This is a genomic window from Hungatella effluvii (assembly GCF_003201875.1).
GTDB classification, from domain to species: Bacteria; Bacillota; Clostridia; order Lachnospirales; family Lachnospiraceae; genus Hungatella; species Hungatella effluvii.
In genome coordinates this window covers 495,532-510,650 of record NZ_QJKD01000001.1, presented here as the reverse complement: position 1 = coordinate 510,650, position 15,119 = coordinate 495,532, and the positions used below count along the sequence as shown (strand labels likewise).

The following is a 15,119-nucleotide window of genomic DNA, read 5'->3' as shown; positions in this document are numbered from 1 at the left end:
TTGTATAGTAACCAGGAGGAGATTCTTATGACGGACAAGATAAGGGAGATAAAGAAGGCAGTGCTGCGGCTTATGCTGGCGCTGGCCATCGGAGTATTAGCAGGAGCGGCCCCGGGTGCGGTGCTCATCTCTCATGCGGAGACGGAAAACGCGGCGGCTGCCGCGGAACCAGCTGCCGCAGAGACGGCTTCGGAAGATGACGGTACGACCTTTATGCTGGCATTTTTTGGAGGGATTATTCTGCTGATCCTCTTTGTCGTCGTGATTGTTGTTGCGACTGCCGCCAGTACGGCGGGGGTTGTAGGCGCACAGGAAGACGACTGATCTACAGACAGATAAGACGAACCGGCTGATCTCATGAAGACCAGCCGGAAAATAGGACAGGGAAGCCTGCGGACTTTCCTGTCCTCCCCTTTACGACAAATAGGTAACAAGTTACTATATGGAGGAACACATGCAGATTTCAGATCTCATCAGACGATTTAAAGGTACAAGAGAAAGGCAGGAGAAAGCCGTGTTCAGCACGCTGTGCATTGCTGAAAACAGGCTTCAGACCATATTCGATAAGAGCAGCTCCGGCATTACGCTTAAACAGTTTATGCTGCTGACCATGGTGCGGCAGTCGGAGGAGCGGCTGACGTTCACCCAGCTGGGAGATCTGCTGGGATGCTCCAGGCAGAATATCAAGAAGCTGGCCGCAGTTCTCGAACAGAAGGGTTTCGTTACAATCATACAGAACGAAAATGACAAGCGGGCATCATTTCTGCTTCCGACGGAACGGTTGGGCGAGTACTTTGAACAGACTGCAGCGCTTCACGGACAGAAACTTGCCTGTCTGTTTCAGGGGTACACGGATCGGGAGATGGAGCAGCTGTTTACGCTGCTTATGAAGCTGTACGATGGAATCGACGGCCTGGAGGCCGCGGAAGAGGCGATGAAGGAGACAACGTAACGGTTACAGGAAAAAGAGAGATACAGGAGGAATGATATGGATCGAATTATTATTTATGGCAGCAAATACGGAACGACGAAGCGTTATGCGGAAGAATTGTCACGAAGGACAGGAATACCGTGCAGGAACTGCAAGGAGGTAAAGTCTCTTTCTTCTTGTGAAGAGGTCATACACCTGGGAGGGATCTATGCCGGGCTGATTCTCGGTCTGGGCCACACGGCAAAGCTGCTTCGCCAGGAACCGGCCGCGAAGCTTCTGGTGGTCACCGTAGGGCTGTCAGACCCAAGCGATGAGACCAATGTCAGCAATATCAGAAATTTTATAAAGAAGCAGCTGGCGGACCCGCTTTGGGCCGAGGCGAAGCTCTTTCATCTGAGAGGAGGCATGGATTACTCCAGGCTGTCCGTCGCACACCGGGCGATGATGGGGCTTCTGTACAGCAGGGTTAAGAAGATTCCGCCGGAAGAGCGGAATTCCGAGACACAGGGGCTGATTGAGACATTTGGCAGGAAGGTGGATTTTACAGATTTTGAAAGCCTGAATGAGATTACCGGCTTTCTTATGGACGAAAACGGAACGAATGGCCCGGATCTCCGGAAACAGATGCAAAATGCGGAAGTTCAGGAGTAATATTCTATTGACATTCCACCGTGGCTTCCCTATAATATATAGTAATGAATACTACATGACAAGTTATATGTCAGGAGGAAATAGAATATGAGCTATAAGATTATCGGGGACAGCTGTCTGGATTTAACGGCTGACTTAAAGAAAGATCCGCATTTTCAGATCATTCCCCTTACTTTGCAGGTAGAGCATACCCAGGTAATAGATGATGAGACCTTTGACCAGAAGAAGTTTCTGGAGCTGGTAAGAAGCAGCAGTGAGTGTCCGCAGACCGCATGTCCGTCGCCTGAGAGGTTTAAGGAGGCATTTGAATGCGACGCGGAGCAGATATTTGTTATTACACTGTCTGAGCATTTAAGCGGAACGTACAACAGCGCTGTACTGGCGAAGAAGCTCTATGAGGAGGAACACGGCCAGGAAGGGAAGAGCATCGCGGTCTTCAGTTCCGATTCCGCCTCTTCCGGGGAGTTAAACATCGCCCTCTATATCCAGTCACTCTGTCAGGCATCTCTTCCATTTGAAGAGATTGAGGAGAAGACACGCAGCTTTATTAAGAATATGAGAACATATTTCGTACTGGAGAGTCTGGACACGCTGCGCAAGAACGGCCGTCTGACCGGCCTTCAGGCATTTTTTGCTACCGCACTGAACATTAAGCCGGTTATGGGAGCTGATTCCGGTGTGATCATCAAGCTGGATCAGGCGAGGGGGATCAATAAAGCCCTTACGCGTATGGCCGATATCGCGATCCGGGAAGCAGGAGAGACGAAAGACAAGGTACTTATTATCGCCCACTGCAACAATCCCGAGCGCGCAGAGGTGGTGAAGAACGAGATGTGCCGCCAGGCGTCATTTAAGGATGTCATCATTACAGAGACGGCCGGAGTGGCAACGGTATATGCCAGTGACGGCGGAATTATCGTTGCATTGTAGGCGGTATAACCTCCAGACATGTGCTTTGGAGCAGGAATATAGAACGAAGTATAATGAAACAGTAATGATAAAATAGTAATAGTAAAATAGTAATGCAAGTATATTGGGTAATGTGAATCAGGCCTTCGCGGCTGTCCTGAAATCGGATAGCTGCGAAGGTCTTTCTTTGTCATGGAGGTGTGAACGGTCATGCGCATATAAAGCATAAGCGCGGCCACTGCTGGCATAATTTGACAAATACACAGTCTCAGTGTAATATTAGTAAAGACTATCAAGAGATTGGAGCGGGAAGCATGAAGACAGCAGTGCGTTATTATTCCAGAACAGGAAATACGAAAGTAATCGCGGAAGCCATTGCCCCGGTGGCGGGCTGCCAGGCGGAATCCATCGAAGTTCCGCTGGAAGGAGTAACGGATATCTTATTTTTGGGAGGTGCGGTCTATTGGGGAAAGATTCCCAGGACACTGAAAGAGTATATAAAGAGCCTGTCCCCACAGCAGGTAAAGTGTGTAGCTGTCTTTACCACGGCAGGAATTCTGGAAGGTGCATCAGAAATTTATAAAGTATTTTTGAAGTATCATGACTTAACGGTTATGAAAGAAACGTACTTTTGTAATGGAAAACGGATTTACGATGGGAAAAATAAGGAAGAAACGGAAATATTTGCAGAAAAAGTTATGAATCAGGCTTCTATCATGAATCATTCGATAATGTATTAAGGAGGAAGGGATGAAACGGACGAATTTATTAATGAAGCTGCTGATAATCCTTCCGGTATTTCTCCTTGCGGCACTCCTCGTATGGATTGCGGTGGATGGACAGAGAGGCGGCATAAGGGAGACTCTTGCCTCCGGTCGGGAGACAGCGGCGGCTCCCGCGGCGCAGGAAGGGAAGCAGACGGCAGCTTCGGCTCCGGAGGCGGCTTCGGAGGAAGTGTTAAAGCTGGAAGTATCGGAAACGGAAGCGGCAAGTACGGCCGCAGTGGCGGAGACAGAACCGGAAGATCCTGTCGTTCATCTGCTTTTTAGTGGGGATGTATATTTTTCCAGTCATGTATTAACCGCATATGATAATGCAGGGGGCATACATGGAGTGCTGGATGAGGCATATCGGGACGAAATCGGCAGGGCGGACATCTATATGGCGAATCAGGAGTTCCCGTTCAGCGACAGAGGAACGCCGGCTCCGGATAAACAGTTTACATTTCGTGTACCGCCGGAGCGGGTCTCCATGATGCATGAACTGGGGATCGATATCGTGACGATTGCCAATAATCACACACTGGATTATGGAACAGATGCACTGGTGGATACGTGTACGACTTTGGAGAATGCGGGAATCCCCTATGTAGGCGCCGGTGCCAACATGGACCGTGCGAAGCAGCTGGAGACCATCGAGGTGCGCGGCAGAACCATCGGTTTCCTGGCAGCCTCAAGGGTGTATCCCGATACTTCCTGGGTGGCTAACAGCAAAAAGCCGGGAATGGTGAGCGGATACGATCCAACCATACTCTTAAAAGAGATCGAAGCGGCCGGGGAATACTGTGATTATCTGGTGGTGTACATGCACTGGGGAATCGAACGGGACGAAAAGCCGCAGGAATACCAGCGGACCCTTGGCAGACAGCTGATCGATGCGGGAGCCGATCTCGTCATTGGAAGCCATCCTCATGTACTGCAGGGGATTGAATACTATCAGGGAAAGCCGATTGTATACAGTCTCGGCAATTTTATCTTTGGAAGCAGCATTCCGAAGACCGCACTTTTGCGCGCTGATGTGGATCTGGAACAGAATCAGGTGAATTTATCCCTGGTTCCAGGCACTTCCGGGGCCGGATTTACAAAGGAACTGACCGATCCGGGAAAAAAGGCTGAGTTTTATCAGTACATGCAGGGGATTTCATTCGGTGTGTCCATTGATGAAAATGGCGTCGTGCGGGATGGGACGGCTGGTAATTAGAAAATTGAAGGAAAGACAGCGTAAAAGAATACGACAGGCGCTGAGGGAAGTGACATGAATTTACGGTTGGCTGAAATGGCTGATTTACCGCAGCTTAAAGCAGTATATAAAGAAATCATCCGAAATATGAATGAAAATGGAGTCCCAATCTGGGACGAAATATATCCTTGTGAGTTTTTCGCCGAAGATATTGAAAGGAATCGCCTTTACGTTCTCACGGAAGAAGAGAGAATTGTTTCTGCATTTGCTCTGTGCAGCTCAGCCTCTGGCGCTGACTGTGTGAGTTGGAGCGATGAGCAGGGGAAGGCCCTGTACATTGACCGGTTTGGAGTGAACGTCGATTACCTGAGAAGGGGAATCGGCAGTATTGCACTTAACATGGCGGTTGCCCGGGCGGGAGAACTGGGGGCTGAATACTTAAGGCTGTTTGTTGTGGATATCAATGAACCGGCGATTAATCTCTATGTGAAGAATGGTTTCAAAAAGGCAGAGGGAGTGTATGACGAGGTGATTGATGATGACCTTGTCCTGCATGAGTATGGGTTTGAGAGAATGGCGGCTCTGGTATAAAGAGACCGCCATTTTTTCTGTTTATGAATGGAGCGGGGAAATTGCTCAATCCGTCTGCCCCTTCAAATACCGGTCCCCCTGACACACGCCGCGTTCTTTGAAGCGCTTTGCCATGGAGTTCAGCACAAGCCGTTTGTTTCCGCTCCACACGGGGGCTACGAGAAGTTTTTTGGGACCGTCGCCGCTGATCCGGTGGATCACCGTCTCCGGCGGAAGAAGAGCGATACAGTCGATTACGAGATCGAGGTACTCCTCCAGCGAAAAGGTCTGAAAACCACCTGCGCGGTATAAGACAGCAAGGTCGGTTCCTTCCAGCACATGCAGAAGCTGCAGCTTGATACCGTCAATGCCGTGTTCCCCCAAGCGGCCGAGATAGCTGACCGTATCCTGTATCATGGCGGGCGTCTCCCCGGGAAGGCCGAGAATTACGTGGGCGATCACGGTCAGACCGGCGTCATGGAGTCTTTGATAAGCGTCTTCGAAGACAGATAGCGGGTAGCCGCGGCGAATGAAGCGCGCTGTTTCCTCGTGAATCGTCTGCAGGCCCAGTTCCACCCAGACCGGTTTCATGCGGTTTAACTCTAACAGAAGCGCGATTACTTCGGGCGGAAGGCAGTCGGGGCGTGTGGCAATGGACAGGACAGCGATGTCCGGATGAGTGATGGCCTCAGTAAACAGCGCCCTTAAGCGTGAAGTCGGCGCGTATGTGTTTGTATAGGACTGGAAATAGGCAATGTAACGGCCTTTGGGATATTCCGGTGAAGCTCCGGGCCGGGCTTTTTCCATCTTTTTTTCTACCCGGGCCTTAGCCGCTTCGATCTGTTCCGTGACGGATACGTGGGCGGACAGAGATTCGGCAAATTCTCCGGAACCGCCGCCGCTGCAGAAGATACAGCCGTCCGTACCCAGGGTGCCGTCGCGGTTCGGACAGGTCATGCCGCCGTCTAATGCCAGTTTATATATTTTATGACCATAGATACGTTTCATCTCATAATCCAGGGAATGGTACGGTTTTTCGTTCCAGTACATGAAAAGTCCTCCTTGCCTTTTGAGTTCTTCCTCATTATAAGGAAGCGGCAGGGCGGGTGTCAAGTTCCATTTCACAGTCTCACCGACTCACCGCTCCGGTCTGTCCCGGCTGGCTCATGCGGCCTTTCCTGTTCCAGTTTCGGGCATAAGCGGTTCTAAACGTGCAGGATTTTTCTAAAAGCCAGGGGAAATGCCCAAACTCGCTGACGCTCAGACAGGTGGGCATTTCCCCTGAACGAAAAATTCTGCGCGTTAAGAACCGCTAATACCCTGCAAAGTCACAGGAAAGGCCGCATGAGCCAGCCGGGACAGACCGGAGCGGTGAGTCGGTGAGACTGTGAAATGGAACAGCGTCAAATGAAATTATAGGATTTCGATAAATATTATATTGTAGAAGACTCGTAAGTTATGATATACTTTTGTCAAAGAGCAGATTCCCGCGGCGCAGGTGTCGGAGGTATTCTGATATTTTGAAAATGTATGGAAAAAAAGGAGATCATGTGACATGAAAGTATGCGATACAATCCAAATGCTCGAATCTGAAAAATCCAGGAAGCTTATGACCGCACTGTACGGCGAAGCGGCGGTGGATGCCAATATAGAACGGTATCAGAATCTTGTGAAAAGTTTTCAGAAAAAATTTGCGGAAGAAGACGTGACCCTGTTCAGCTCTCCGGGACGTACGGAAATCAGCGGCAATCATACGGATCATAACCATGGAAAAGTCCTTGCAGGAAGCATTAACTTAGACTGTGTCGGCGTGGCTGCGAAGAACAACAGCAGCAAGGTACATATTATCAGCGAAACATTTAATCAGAGCTTTATCATTGATCTGAATGATTTATCCCCCAGCGATAAAAAAGCCGGAACGATTGACCTGGTGAAGGGACTTCTTCAGGGCTTTAAGGAATCCGGCTATGAGGTCGGCGGTTTTAATGCCTATATTACGAGTAATGTCATCAGCGCGGCCGGCGTCAGCTCCTCTGCGTCCTTCGAGATGCTTTTATGTTCTATTTTAAATACATTCTTTAATGAAGGCCGTATGGATACCGTAGCCTACGCCCACATTGGAAAGTATTCCGAAAACGTATACTGGGACAAGGCATCCGGACTGCTGGATCAGATGGCCTGCGCGGTCGGCGGTCTCATCACCATCGATTTTCTGGAGCCGGCTTCTCCTGTTGTGGAGAAGATCGATTTTGATTTCAGCTCCCAGAATCACAGCCTGATTATCGTCAATACCGGAAAGGGCCATGCGGATTTAAGCGCGGATTATTCCTCTGTGCCGATCGAGATGAAGAAAGTGGCCGAATTCTTTGGAAAAGAGGTCTGTGCTGAGATTACTGAAGATGAGGTAATTGGAAACCTTGCGGAAGTGAGAGAGTATGCGGGAGACCGTTCTGTGCTGCGCGCCCTTCATTTCTTTGAGGAAAACAAGCGTGTGGAGGCGGAAGTAAAGGCGTTAAAGGAAGGCCGTTTTTCCGATTTCTTAAACAATATCACGGCTTCCGGCAATTCCTCCTGGAAATGGCTTCAGAACTGCTTTACCAACAGCGCCTATCAGGAGCAGGGGATCACTGTCGCACTGGCGCTTACGGAGTTATTCATCGCCGGGAAACAGCGCGGCGCGTGCCGTGTTCACGGGGGCGGATTCGCAGGGGTTATCATGGCTATGCTGCCAAACGATCTGGTGGAAGAGTACGTGGCATACATCGAGAAGGCCCTCGGAGAAGGCAATGCTTACCGCATGAGCATCCGCCCATACGGAGCCATCTGTTTTGATACGGTTATGGAAGAACAATAAGGGGGAAGGTATCATGAAGGAAAAACAGAATCTGGTCATTACCATTGGCCGGCAGTACGGCAGCGGCGGCCGGATCGTAGGCAAAGCGCTGGCGGAAGAGCTGGGAATACATTTTTACGATGAGGAAATACTGACCATGACATCGGAGCAGAGTGCAGTCGGAGAGGTATTTTTCCGTTTGGCCGATGAAAAGGCGGGCAATAACCTGCTTTATAAGATTGTAAGCGGGATGAAGCCGCAGCTGGGGAAGCCGTCTACAGACGGCGATATCGTGAAACCCGAGAATCTGTTCCGTTTCCAGTCCGAGGTTATCCGGGAACTGGCATACCAGGAGTCCTGTATCATCGCCGGACGCTGTGCTGATTACATCTTAAGCCGCGAGGACGTGGACGTGCCAGGCCTCGTAAAAATCTTCGTTTATGCCGATGTCCCGGCCCTGATCAAGCGTACCATGGAAGTGGATAAAGTGGACGAAAAAGAGGCTGCAAGACGTGTGAAGAAGATTAACAGAGAGCGCAAGGAATATTACCGTTACTATACAGGCGGCCGCTGGGAGGACTGGACCAATTACGATCTGATTATCAATACCAGCAAATTCGATTTGGAGCAGACCGCGAAGCTCATTAAAGATTACATCAAGTTAAAAGGAATTGAACTGTAAGATGAACCGGAAAAGTGCGTTTCTAACGACTACGATGGGCGTCTGCCTCACAGCGATGGTTTGCTGCGCGCTGTGGGGCAGCGCTTTTCCATGTATAAAGATAGGATATCAACTATTTCTGATTGACGGCAATGACATCTCCAGCCAGCTTTTATTTGCCGGCTGCCGTTTTACCCTTGCAGGTCTGCTGACGATTCTCATTGGCAGCCTGATGAACCGCCGTCCTCTAATCCCTCGGAAGACCTCCTGGATCCGGATCGCAAAGCTGTCCCTGTTCCAGACCGTCATCCAGTATCTCTTTTTCTACGTTGGCCTCGCCCACACGACAGGGGTGAAGGCCTCTATTATTGAGGCCTCCAACGTATTTGTAGCTATTCTCATAGCCAGCCTTATTTTCCGCCAGGAAAAGCTGGACAAACACAAGATCATCGGCTGCATCGCCGGCTTTGCCGGTGTTGTTTTAATCAACATCAACCAGGGCGGACTGGACATGAGCCTGTCCCTGACCGGAGAAGGCTTCATCCTGCTTTCGACCATCGCCTATGCGGTCTCCTCCGTCCTGATAAAAAGCTATTCCCGGGAGGACAATCCGGTTATGCTCAGCGGCTGGCAGTTCCTGCTCGGTGGAATTATCATGATTCTCTGTGGATATCTCACCGGCGGAAGCGTGAGTGTGTGGACAGCGCCTTCCATTTCCATGCTTTTCTACCTGGCAGCCGTCTCGGCGGTAGCGTATTCCCTCTGGGGAATCCTGCTGAAACTGAATCCTGTCTCCAAAGTCGCCGTCTTCGGATTCATGAACCCGGTCTTCGGAGTAATCCTCTCAGCCCTGTTCCTGGGCGAAGGACAACAGGCCTTCGGGCTGACTGCCACAGGAGCCCTGTTCCTGGTCTGCATCGGAATCTATATTGTAAACAAACCCGCCTCCTCCCAATCATAATTGCACGGGAGTAACGGGCCATATTAAAGTTCCCTTTGTGGAGGATACAGGAATTGAATATAAAAATAATCAATGCAAAAGTGAAACATATCGAAGAATGCATAGAAATACTGCAAAATTCTGACATGGGAAGAACCTACTTCACCAATCGTGAAAAAGCGGAAGTAATGCTTACGAATGGAATATTGAAAACAGGGGTATCTGTTGCAATCGATGAGAATGAGAAAATTCTGGGTTTTATTTATTATATGCCTAATGGCGTTTTTGGCAGTTATCCATATTTGCATATTATCGCTGTGAAAGAGGAATACCGTAACCTGGGCATTGGAAAGCAGATGATGAAGTATTTTGAAGAGAATGCTTCTGATCATATATCAACAAAATGTTTTCTTACCGTGGACGATTTTAATCCAAAAGCGAAAAAGCTTTATGAGGGATTGGGGTATCAATGTGTGGGAATTCTGCCTGATTTCTACAAAAAAGGAACAACTTGTTATATAATGATGAAAGAGATAACAAGGAGTTAGTTTACTTTGACACGAAATGGTTCAGTCCACCAGTTCATACTACGCAGCGGATACTTACTGGCGTATTAATAAAAAGGCGGGACAGGAGTTTCCCGATATCTAGTCCTATGATGTACAAGTCCCTTCGTTTGGAGACTGGGAGGGGGAGAAAAACCGAGAGTAAAAGCACTGTCCCTTTCTTTCCCGCCTCTCCTCTGTGGCAGTGTGCCTCTTAATCCCTTTTCCCGAAAAAACAATCTCAAGTATACTTACTTCTGGAGTACTCATAGTAAATCTTAGTAATTTCCTGCAATAGATCCGTATGCTCGAAATCCTTATGGTAAACCATATTGATCTCCCGCGTCATGCTCAGATTCTCGATTGGCAGTCCGGTCATCTTTCCCTTCCGCAGTTCCGAGGCAAATGCGCTCTTCGCCAGAATCGACACTCCGAAGTCTCTTCGCACCAAATCCTTGATCGTGGCCACGTTATCCACCTCCAGAGTCACATTTAACTCATCGATAGAGACGTTATTGCTCTCCAGGTGGGAGATAAATAAGTTTCTGGTGGCAGAATCCGGCAGGCGGAGAATCAGGCGCTGTTTTTTCAGCTCTTCCAGCGTCACAATGCTTTTCTTAGAGAGGGGATTGTGGTTGGATACTGCCAGGATCAGGGAATCCGTGTCCAGCATGACGGAATTAAAGTTGTTATCCACGATCTTTCCCTCGACAATTGCCAGGTCCAGCTCGTAAGTTTTTAACTTATTATAAAGATTATTTATGGTGTCAGAAATAATAGTTATGCGGCAGCCTGCGTTCAGGCTGCTGTAACGTGCCAGGACCTCCACCATGATATTGCTCTCCGAGGTGTGGGTGATTCCGACGGACAGCCTGGTGATGTGACGCTTCTGATCGCCCAGACTCTGCTCCAGATTCTGGTAGAGCGTCTGAATCCTTTTGGCATACTTTATCGCGATTTCCCCTTCCTGCGTCAGTTTCAGGGGGCCTTCGCCCCGAATGAAGAGCGTTGCGCCCAGATCCTGTTCCAACTGCCGGATATGCTGGCTGACTGCCGGCTGCGTGAGAGAAAGCAGCTCGGCCGCCTTCGTAAAACTGCGTGTCTCATTGACCTTAATCAGGGTTTCCAGTTTGGAATCCATCATGAACATCACACCCCTATCATAAAAATTTATAGATACAATAGATACCATAATTTGCTATTATACATATGACTGCTATAATTGTACCATAGAAAGGAGAAAAATCATATAGTATCAACAAAAATGGGGAAAAAGGGGATGTTTTTATGGAACTTTTATACAGTCAAATGGATGAATCTACAGCAGTGCTCTGTTCGCTGTCTATCATACTGTTCGCAGGATTTATTGTCACAAGGATTACGAAACGGCTGAAGCTGCCGAACGTCAGCGGCTATATCATAGCCGGAGTTTTGATCGGCCCATGCTGCTTAAAGATGGTGCCGTCGGATATTCTGGGTCATATGGGATTTATGAGTGATATCGCGCTGGCGTTTATTGCGTTTGGCGTTGGGAAATTTTTTAAGAAGGCAGTAATTAAGGAAGCAGGGATCAGGGTGATTATCATCACGATCTTCGAGGCGCTGGCGGCCGGTGTTCTCGTGACGATCAGCATGAGAATGATATTCGGAATGTCATGGAACTTCGCGCTGATTCTGGGGGCCATTGCCACGGCTACCGCTCCGGCCAGTACGATGATGACCATCCATCAGTACCATGCGAGAGGCGATTTTGTCAATGTCCTTCTGCAGGTGGTGGCTCTGGACGATGTGGTATGCCTTCTGACCTTCAGTGCCGTTGTGGCGGTGGTCAATGCAAGAACCAGCGGCCATATCTCATTTACGGATGTGATGGTTCCCATCTTCTGGAATCTCATGGCACTGATTCTCGGATTTTTATGCGGAGTTGTGCTGTCAAAGCTGCTGACTCCGGCCAGAAGCAAGGATAACCGCCTGATTCTGGCGGTGGCGATGCTGCTGGGGATCTCGGGTATCTGCGCATTCTTCCAGCTTTCGCCCCTTCTGTCCTGCATGGTATTCGGTGCGACATATATGAATGTGACCAATGATAAGAAGCTGTTTAAGCAGGTGAACCATTTTACACCGCCGGTCATGTCCATGTTTTTTATCATTTCCGGTATGAACTTAAATGTGACGGCGCTCCGGACGGCAGGAATCATAGGAGTCAGCTATTTTTTTATCCGTATCGTTGGAAAATACGCGGGTGCTTACATCGGATGCTCCATGACAGGAATGCCTGTAACCATGAAACGCTATATCGGCCTGGCGCTGATTCCACAGGCCGGCGTTGCCATCGGTCTTGCGTTCCTTGGACAGAGAATGCTCCCGGCAGAGATCGGAAGTCTGCTCCTGACCATCATCCTGTCCTCCTCCGTGCTCTATGAGCTGATCGGCCCGGCGTGTGCGAAGATGTCGTTCTTCCTGTCGGGAACGATCAAGCGGGAAGTGATCCAGTCTGTGGAAGATTATCAGCCGGCCCACGCAGTGAAATAAAGAATAGAAAGTGTTGATACAGGAGGCGATCCAGGCGGGCTGCCTCCTGTATTTCGGGGCAAAAAATACGCAAGGATCTGATAGAGATCATGCAGGATTCATCTGGCTTTTCCTTTTCCATTTCCGAATGATTGACTCAGACGATCTGGTGATGTTGTTTGAAAATTTTGCCGGTGCATTCTCGTGATTCCAATTGTGATCAAATGGAAATATTGCCGTACTGGCCGGAGCAGGTCATTGGCCTGGACTATAAATCGGACGGATTGTATATGGATTCAGAAGGCTGCTGCTCCAGCATGCCGCATTATTTTAGTAAGAACCAAAAGAAGCTGACTAAAGCGCAGAGGAAGCTCGTGTATAACACATGAGTAAGTTCACGCGTTTGATATGATCGGGATGTAGTAAAATGGACGGTTATCTGATATGATATTGATTATTATAGAAGAAATGGGACCGCAGATGAAGGAAAATCAGAATAGGGAGGGCGGATTTATGATGGATTACAGCTCCGGAAACAAACGCGCATGGGAATATAACGCTTACGAGTTTTGGCTTAAGGAAGAGGGGCCTCCTTCTAAGAAGGCAGATAAAATCAGGGAGAATCCGGCCGCCATGCTGAAAAAGTATTCTGCGTATTTTGAAACGTATGAAGGCAGAAAGATTGCCAATATCTGCGGTTCCTGCGGAAAGAAGGCGGTTCCCCTGGCCGTGCTGGGAGCGGAAGTGACCGTATTCGATATCTCACAGGATAACAGGCGGTATGCGATGGAGCTGGCAGAAGCCGCAGAAGTACATCTGGAGTATGAGGTATGCGATGTGCTGGAGATCGATATGGATAAATACGGAGGCTGCTTTGACGTGGTTTTTATGGAGGGCGGTGTGCTGCATTATTTCCATGATATCGACGCATTTATGCGGGTTATGTACGAGCTGCTGAAGCCGGGCGGAACGATGATATGCAGCGATTTCCACCCATTTACCAAGATTGCGGATATCCTGAATCTGGAACAGCCATCCATGAGCTACTTCTCAACTGCCGTTTTTGAGGGAGAGATGGCTCACGCGCGTTTTTACGAAGACAGTGTCAGACAGCAGATGCCGCGGTGCAGCTACAGGAAATATACTGTCAGCGAGATTGTCAACGCCGTCATAAACAACAAGTTTATCCTGAAAAGATTTGATGAACATCCGGCCTGGGACAATCCTGATGTACCCGGAGAATTTATGATTACAGCAGACAGAGGTGTAAGATGAAAAGAGTAAAAATAACGGTTCTTCGAAAAGAATTTTATCCGGATTTTGCCGATGCATACTTAACGGAAGGCAGGGAAGCAGGACCCTGTGCCCTGCTGAACGTGGGAGACAGCTTTGTCTTTGAGGGAGGCGCGCAGATGCCCGAGGGATTCTGTCCCTGGGCGTGGATTGACATTTACCACAGTGTCACAAGCGTAGCAGCAGGCGGGACGTATAAGCCGTGGAACCGGAAAGACGGACAGACCATCGTCTGCTGCACGGATGGAATACGCCCCGTAGTGTTTCGTGTGGAGACCTTTGGTGAGAATGATGAAACAATAGAGTAAGAGGAGTGCCGCCTGCCTAGAGCGTGTTTGAAAATTCATTCCTGCCATCTGCACGCCCCACTTCGCGGTATATTTAGCCCCAATTCAGTCAGCGTAGCCCACTACGCCTCCTTCATCGGGGCCAAATCTCCCACAAAGTGTGACGCACAGCTGTCAGAAAGCAATTTTCAAACACACTCTAGTACAGCATTGCACAGATATCAGGCACTGACTTCACCGTTATTTACGCAATGCTGTACTATTTTTTGGACAAACGTACCGCGGCATTCCCTTACTGTGTTTCCCATATTCTATGGCCTCGGCCGGACAGCGGCAGATGCAGGCCATGCAGTGCGTACAGTTCTTTCCCCATACCGGTTTTCCTGCTTCGAGCCGGATGTTGTTCAGCGGACAGACTTTGACGCATTTTCCGCAGGATATGCATGTGTCGGCAGCGGAAAACTTCTTTGCATGAACAAACGCCGGATAAAAAATATCATTTATAATACCGCTGTTTATCTTATCCTGAGCGGTCAAGGCAGGCTGTGGAAAGGGCTCGCCTCTCTTAATCGAAAGGGCGGCTTTGTCAATTACAGCTTCAGACCGCTGGATGATGTCCAGTGCCTCCTCCCGTGTCGGTGTGGAAAACATCGCAATGTAGTTTTCCGGCATCTTGATCTGGGCGCAACCCAGATAGTGAAACTTCCGCGCAGCACAAAGCTTTTCTAAGTATCTGCCTGCATTCCCGATACTGCCGCCGCAGGTCATCACAAAATAAATGTCCCTGTTCCCGGTCAGCGCCGCGTTTTCCAGCCATTCCTGTACGATGCGCGGAATCCGCCATGCATAAGTTGGGACGACGACCACCCACGGGCTGTCTGAGTGTATTTCTGAATAATCGTGGTTCCGGATTCTTTCAAACAAATTGAGAACCTCGTCCCGGAGCTCTCTGCCAATTCTCTTTGCAGCGTATTCGCTGTTTCCTGTCCCTGAAAAATATAAGATCATAGTAATCACCTTTCGCCTTGT

The 15,119-nt window shown here is 49.1% G+C and carries 17 protein-coding genes and 1 pseudogene; 15 read left to right on the top strand and 3 right to left on the bottom strand.

The features are described from left to right. Positions 1 to 27 precede the first annotated feature (27 nt). The 7 genes from DFR60_RS02100 to DFR60_RS02070 all read left to right on the top strand — a co-directional run bounded on the left by DFR60_RS02100 (position 28) and on the right by DFR60_RS02070 (position 5,041). On the top strand, positions 28 to 324 hold the full coding sequence (locus DFR60_RS02100; protein ID WP_110321399.1) for a sulfate transporter: 297 nt from the start codon (positions 28 to 30) through the stop codon (positions 322 to 324). Between the two features lie 130 nt (positions 325 to 454). Further along, positions 455 to 952 carry a MarR family winged helix-turn-helix transcriptional regulator gene (locus DFR60_RS02095; protein ID WP_110321398.1) on the top strand — a complete coding sequence of 166 codons (498 nt, stop codon included), beginning with the start codon at positions 455 to 457 and terminating at the stop codon, positions 950 to 952. 36 nt (positions 953 to 988) lie between these two features. Further along, entirely contained in the window at positions 989 to 1,582 is a 594-nt protein-coding gene (locus DFR60_RS02090) for a flavodoxin domain-containing protein (RefSeq protein ID WP_110321397.1), read from the top strand. An 87-nt stretch (positions 1,583 to 1,669) separates the two neighbouring features. Continuing rightward, entirely contained in the window at positions 1,670 to 2,512 is an 843-nt protein-coding gene (locus DFR60_RS02085) for a DegV family protein (protein ID WP_110321396.1), read from the top strand. A 293-nt stretch (positions 2,513 to 2,805) separates the two neighbouring features. Continuing rightward, on the top strand, positions 2,806 to 3,231 hold the full coding sequence (locus tag DFR60_RS02080; RefSeq protein WP_110321395.1) for a flavodoxin family protein: 426 nt from the start codon (positions 2,806 to 2,808) through the stop codon (positions 3,229 to 3,231). A gap of 10 nt (positions 3,232 to 3,241) precedes the next feature. Further along, the gene (locus tag DFR60_RS02075; RefSeq protein ID WP_110321394.1) at positions 3,242 to 4,471 is read left to right on the top strand and encodes a CapA family protein; all 1,230 of its coding nucleotides are present in this window, start codon (positions 3,242 to 3,244) and stop codon (positions 4,469 to 4,471) included. 54 nt (positions 4,472 to 4,525) lie between these two features. Beyond that, positions 4,526 to 5,041 (top strand): GNAT family N-acetyltransferase, encoded by a 516-nt coding sequence (locus DFR60_RS02070; RefSeq protein ID WP_110321393.1) that lies wholly within the window; start codon positions 4,526 to 4,528, stop codon positions 5,039 to 5,041. Positions 5,042 to 5,086: 45 nt separating this feature from the next. On the opposite strand, the gene mnmL is transcribed toward DFR60_RS02070, so the two are convergent. Then, positions 5,087 to 6,070, bottom strand: a complete 984-nt coding sequence (gene mnmL / locus DFR60_RS02065) for a tRNA modification radical SAM protein MnmL/YtqA (protein ID WP_110321392.1) — start codon at positions 6,068 to 6,070, stop codon at positions 5,087 to 5,089. A 505-nt stretch (positions 6,071 to 6,575) separates the two neighbouring features. Here mnmL and DFR60_RS02060 point away from each other — a divergent pair. The 4 genes from DFR60_RS02060 to DFR60_RS02045 are packed head-to-tail and all read left to right on the top strand — an operon-like array spanning position 6,576 to position 10,002. Further along, on the top strand, positions 6,576 to 7,874 hold the full coding sequence (locus DFR60_RS02060) for a galactokinase (protein WP_110321391.1): 1,299 nt from the start codon (positions 6,576 to 6,578) through the stop codon (positions 7,872 to 7,874). A 13-nt stretch (positions 7,875 to 7,887) separates the two neighbouring features. Continuing rightward, positions 7,888 to 8,535 (top strand): cytidylate kinase-like family protein, encoded by a 648-nt coding sequence (locus tag DFR60_RS02055; RefSeq protein ID WP_110321390.1) that lies wholly within the window; start codon positions 7,888 to 7,890, stop codon positions 8,533 to 8,535. Position 8,536: 1 nt separating this feature from the next. Then, the gene (locus DFR60_RS02050) at positions 8,537 to 9,475 is read left to right on the top strand and encodes a DMT family transporter (protein ID WP_110321389.1); all 939 of its coding nucleotides are present in this window, start codon (positions 8,537 to 8,539) and stop codon (positions 9,473 to 9,475) included. Between the two features lie 53 nt (positions 9,476 to 9,528). Then, positions 9,529 to 10,002 (top strand): GNAT family N-acetyltransferase, encoded by a 474-nt coding sequence (locus DFR60_RS02045; protein ID WP_110321388.1) that lies wholly within the window; start codon positions 9,529 to 9,531, stop codon positions 10,000 to 10,002. A gap of 238 nt (positions 10,003 to 10,240) precedes the next feature. Here DFR60_RS02045 and DFR60_RS02040 read toward each other — a convergent pair whose 3' ends face one another. Beyond that, positions 10,241 to 11,143 carry a LysR family transcriptional regulator gene (locus tag DFR60_RS02040; RefSeq protein ID WP_025530148.1) on the bottom strand — a complete coding sequence of 301 codons (903 nt, stop codon included), beginning with the start codon at positions 11,141 to 11,143 and terminating at the stop codon, positions 10,241 to 10,243. 143 nt (positions 11,144 to 11,286) lie between these two features. Between DFR60_RS02040 and DFR60_RS02035 the strand changes: the two genes are divergently transcribed. The 4 genes and pseudogenes from DFR60_RS02035 to DFR60_RS31200 form a co-directional block, all read left to right on the top strand. Further along, on the top strand, positions 11,287 to 12,531 hold the full coding sequence (locus DFR60_RS02035) for a cation:proton antiporter (RefSeq protein WP_110321387.1): 1,245 nt from the start codon (positions 11,287 to 11,289) through the stop codon (positions 12,529 to 12,531). Positions 12,532 to 12,954: 423 nt separating this feature from the next. Continuing rightward, complete coding sequence (locus DFR60_RS02030; RefSeq protein ID WP_243004958.1) at positions 12,955 to 13,785, top strand: class I SAM-dependent methyltransferase; 831 nt, start codon at positions 12,955 to 12,957, stop codon at positions 13,783 to 13,785. Then, positions 13,782 to 14,111 carry a TIGR04076 family protein gene (locus tag DFR60_RS02025; RefSeq protein WP_110321386.1) on the top strand — a complete coding sequence of 110 codons (330 nt, stop codon included), beginning with the start codon at positions 13,782 to 13,784 and terminating at the stop codon, positions 14,109 to 14,111. The genes DFR60_RS02030 and DFR60_RS02025 overlap by 4 nt, the downstream gene beginning before the upstream one ends. A gap of 87 nt (positions 14,112 to 14,198) precedes the next feature. Further along, a pseudogene (locus DFR60_RS31200) lies at positions 14,199 to 14,252 on the top strand (DUF6783 domain-containing protein); the annotation flags it as partial. Positions 14,253 to 14,330: 78 nt separating this feature from the next. Here DFR60_RS31200 and DFR60_RS02020 read toward each other — a convergent pair. Continuing rightward, a complete protein-coding gene (locus tag DFR60_RS02020) occupies positions 14,331 to 15,098 on the bottom strand; it encodes an EFR1 family ferrodoxin (RefSeq protein WP_110321385.1) in 768 nt (255 codons plus the stop codon). Positions 15,099 to 15,119 lie beyond the last annotated feature (21 nt).

Excerpts from the sequence above, each read along its gene's own strand:
- DFR60_RS02095 (WP_110321398.1), top strand. The coding sequence starts at position 455 with ATGCAGATTTCAGATCTCATCAGACGATTTAAAGGTACAAGAGAAAGG.
- DFR60_RS02075 (WP_110321394.1), top strand. The coding sequence starts at position 3,242 with ATGAAACGGACGAATTTATTAATGAAGCTGCTGATAATCCTTCCGGTA.
- DFR60_RS02025 (WP_110321386.1), top strand. The coding sequence starts at position 13,782 with ATGAAAAGAGTAAAAATAACGGTTCTTCGAAAAGAATTTTATCCGGAT.
- DFR60_RS02030 (WP_243004958.1), top strand. The coding sequence starts at position 12,955 with ATGATATTGATTATTATAGAAGAAATGGGACCGCAGATGAAGGAAAAT.
- DFR60_RS02080 (WP_110321395.1), top strand. The coding sequence starts at position 2,806 with ATGAAGACAGCAGTGCGTTATTATTCCAGAACAGGAAATACGAAAGTA.
- DFR60_RS02040 (WP_025530148.1), bottom strand. The coding sequence starts at position 11,143 with ATGATGGATTCCAAACTGGAAACCCTGATTAAGGTCAATGAGACACGC.
- DFR60_RS02100 (WP_110321399.1), top strand. The coding sequence starts at position 28 with ATGACGGACAAGATAAGGGAGATAAAGAAGGCAGTGCTGCGGCTTATG.
- DFR60_RS02050 (WP_110321389.1), top strand. The coding sequence starts at position 8,537 with ATGAACCGGAAAAGTGCGTTTCTAACGACTACGATGGGCGTCTGCCTC.
- DFR60_RS02085 (WP_110321396.1), top strand. The coding sequence starts at position 1,670 with ATGAGCTATAAGATTATCGGGGACAGCTGTCTGGATTTAACGGCTGAC.
- DFR60_RS02020 (WP_110321385.1), bottom strand. The coding sequence starts at position 15,098 with ATGATCTTATATTTTTCAGGGACAGGAAACAGCGAATACGCTGCAAAG.
- DFR60_RS02070 (WP_110321393.1), top strand. The coding sequence starts at position 4,526 with ATGAATTTACGGTTGGCTGAAATGGCTGATTTACCGCAGCTTAAAGCA.
- DFR60_RS02035 (WP_110321387.1), top strand. The coding sequence starts at position 11,287 with ATGGAACTTTTATACAGTCAAATGGATGAATCTACAGCAGTGCTCTGT.
- DFR60_RS02090 (WP_110321397.1), top strand. The coding sequence starts at position 989 with ATGGATCGAATTATTATTTATGGCAGCAAATACGGAACGACGAAGCGT.
- DFR60_RS02060 (WP_110321391.1), top strand. The coding sequence starts at position 6,576 with ATGAAAGTATGCGATACAATCCAAATGCTCGAATCTGAAAAATCCAGG.
- mnmL (WP_110321392.1), bottom strand. The coding sequence starts at position 6,070 with ATGTACTGGAACGAAAAACCGTACCATTCCCTGGATTATGAGATGAAA.
- DFR60_RS02055 (WP_110321390.1), top strand. The coding sequence starts at position 7,888 with ATGAAGGAAAAACAGAATCTGGTCATTACCATTGGCCGGCAGTACGGC.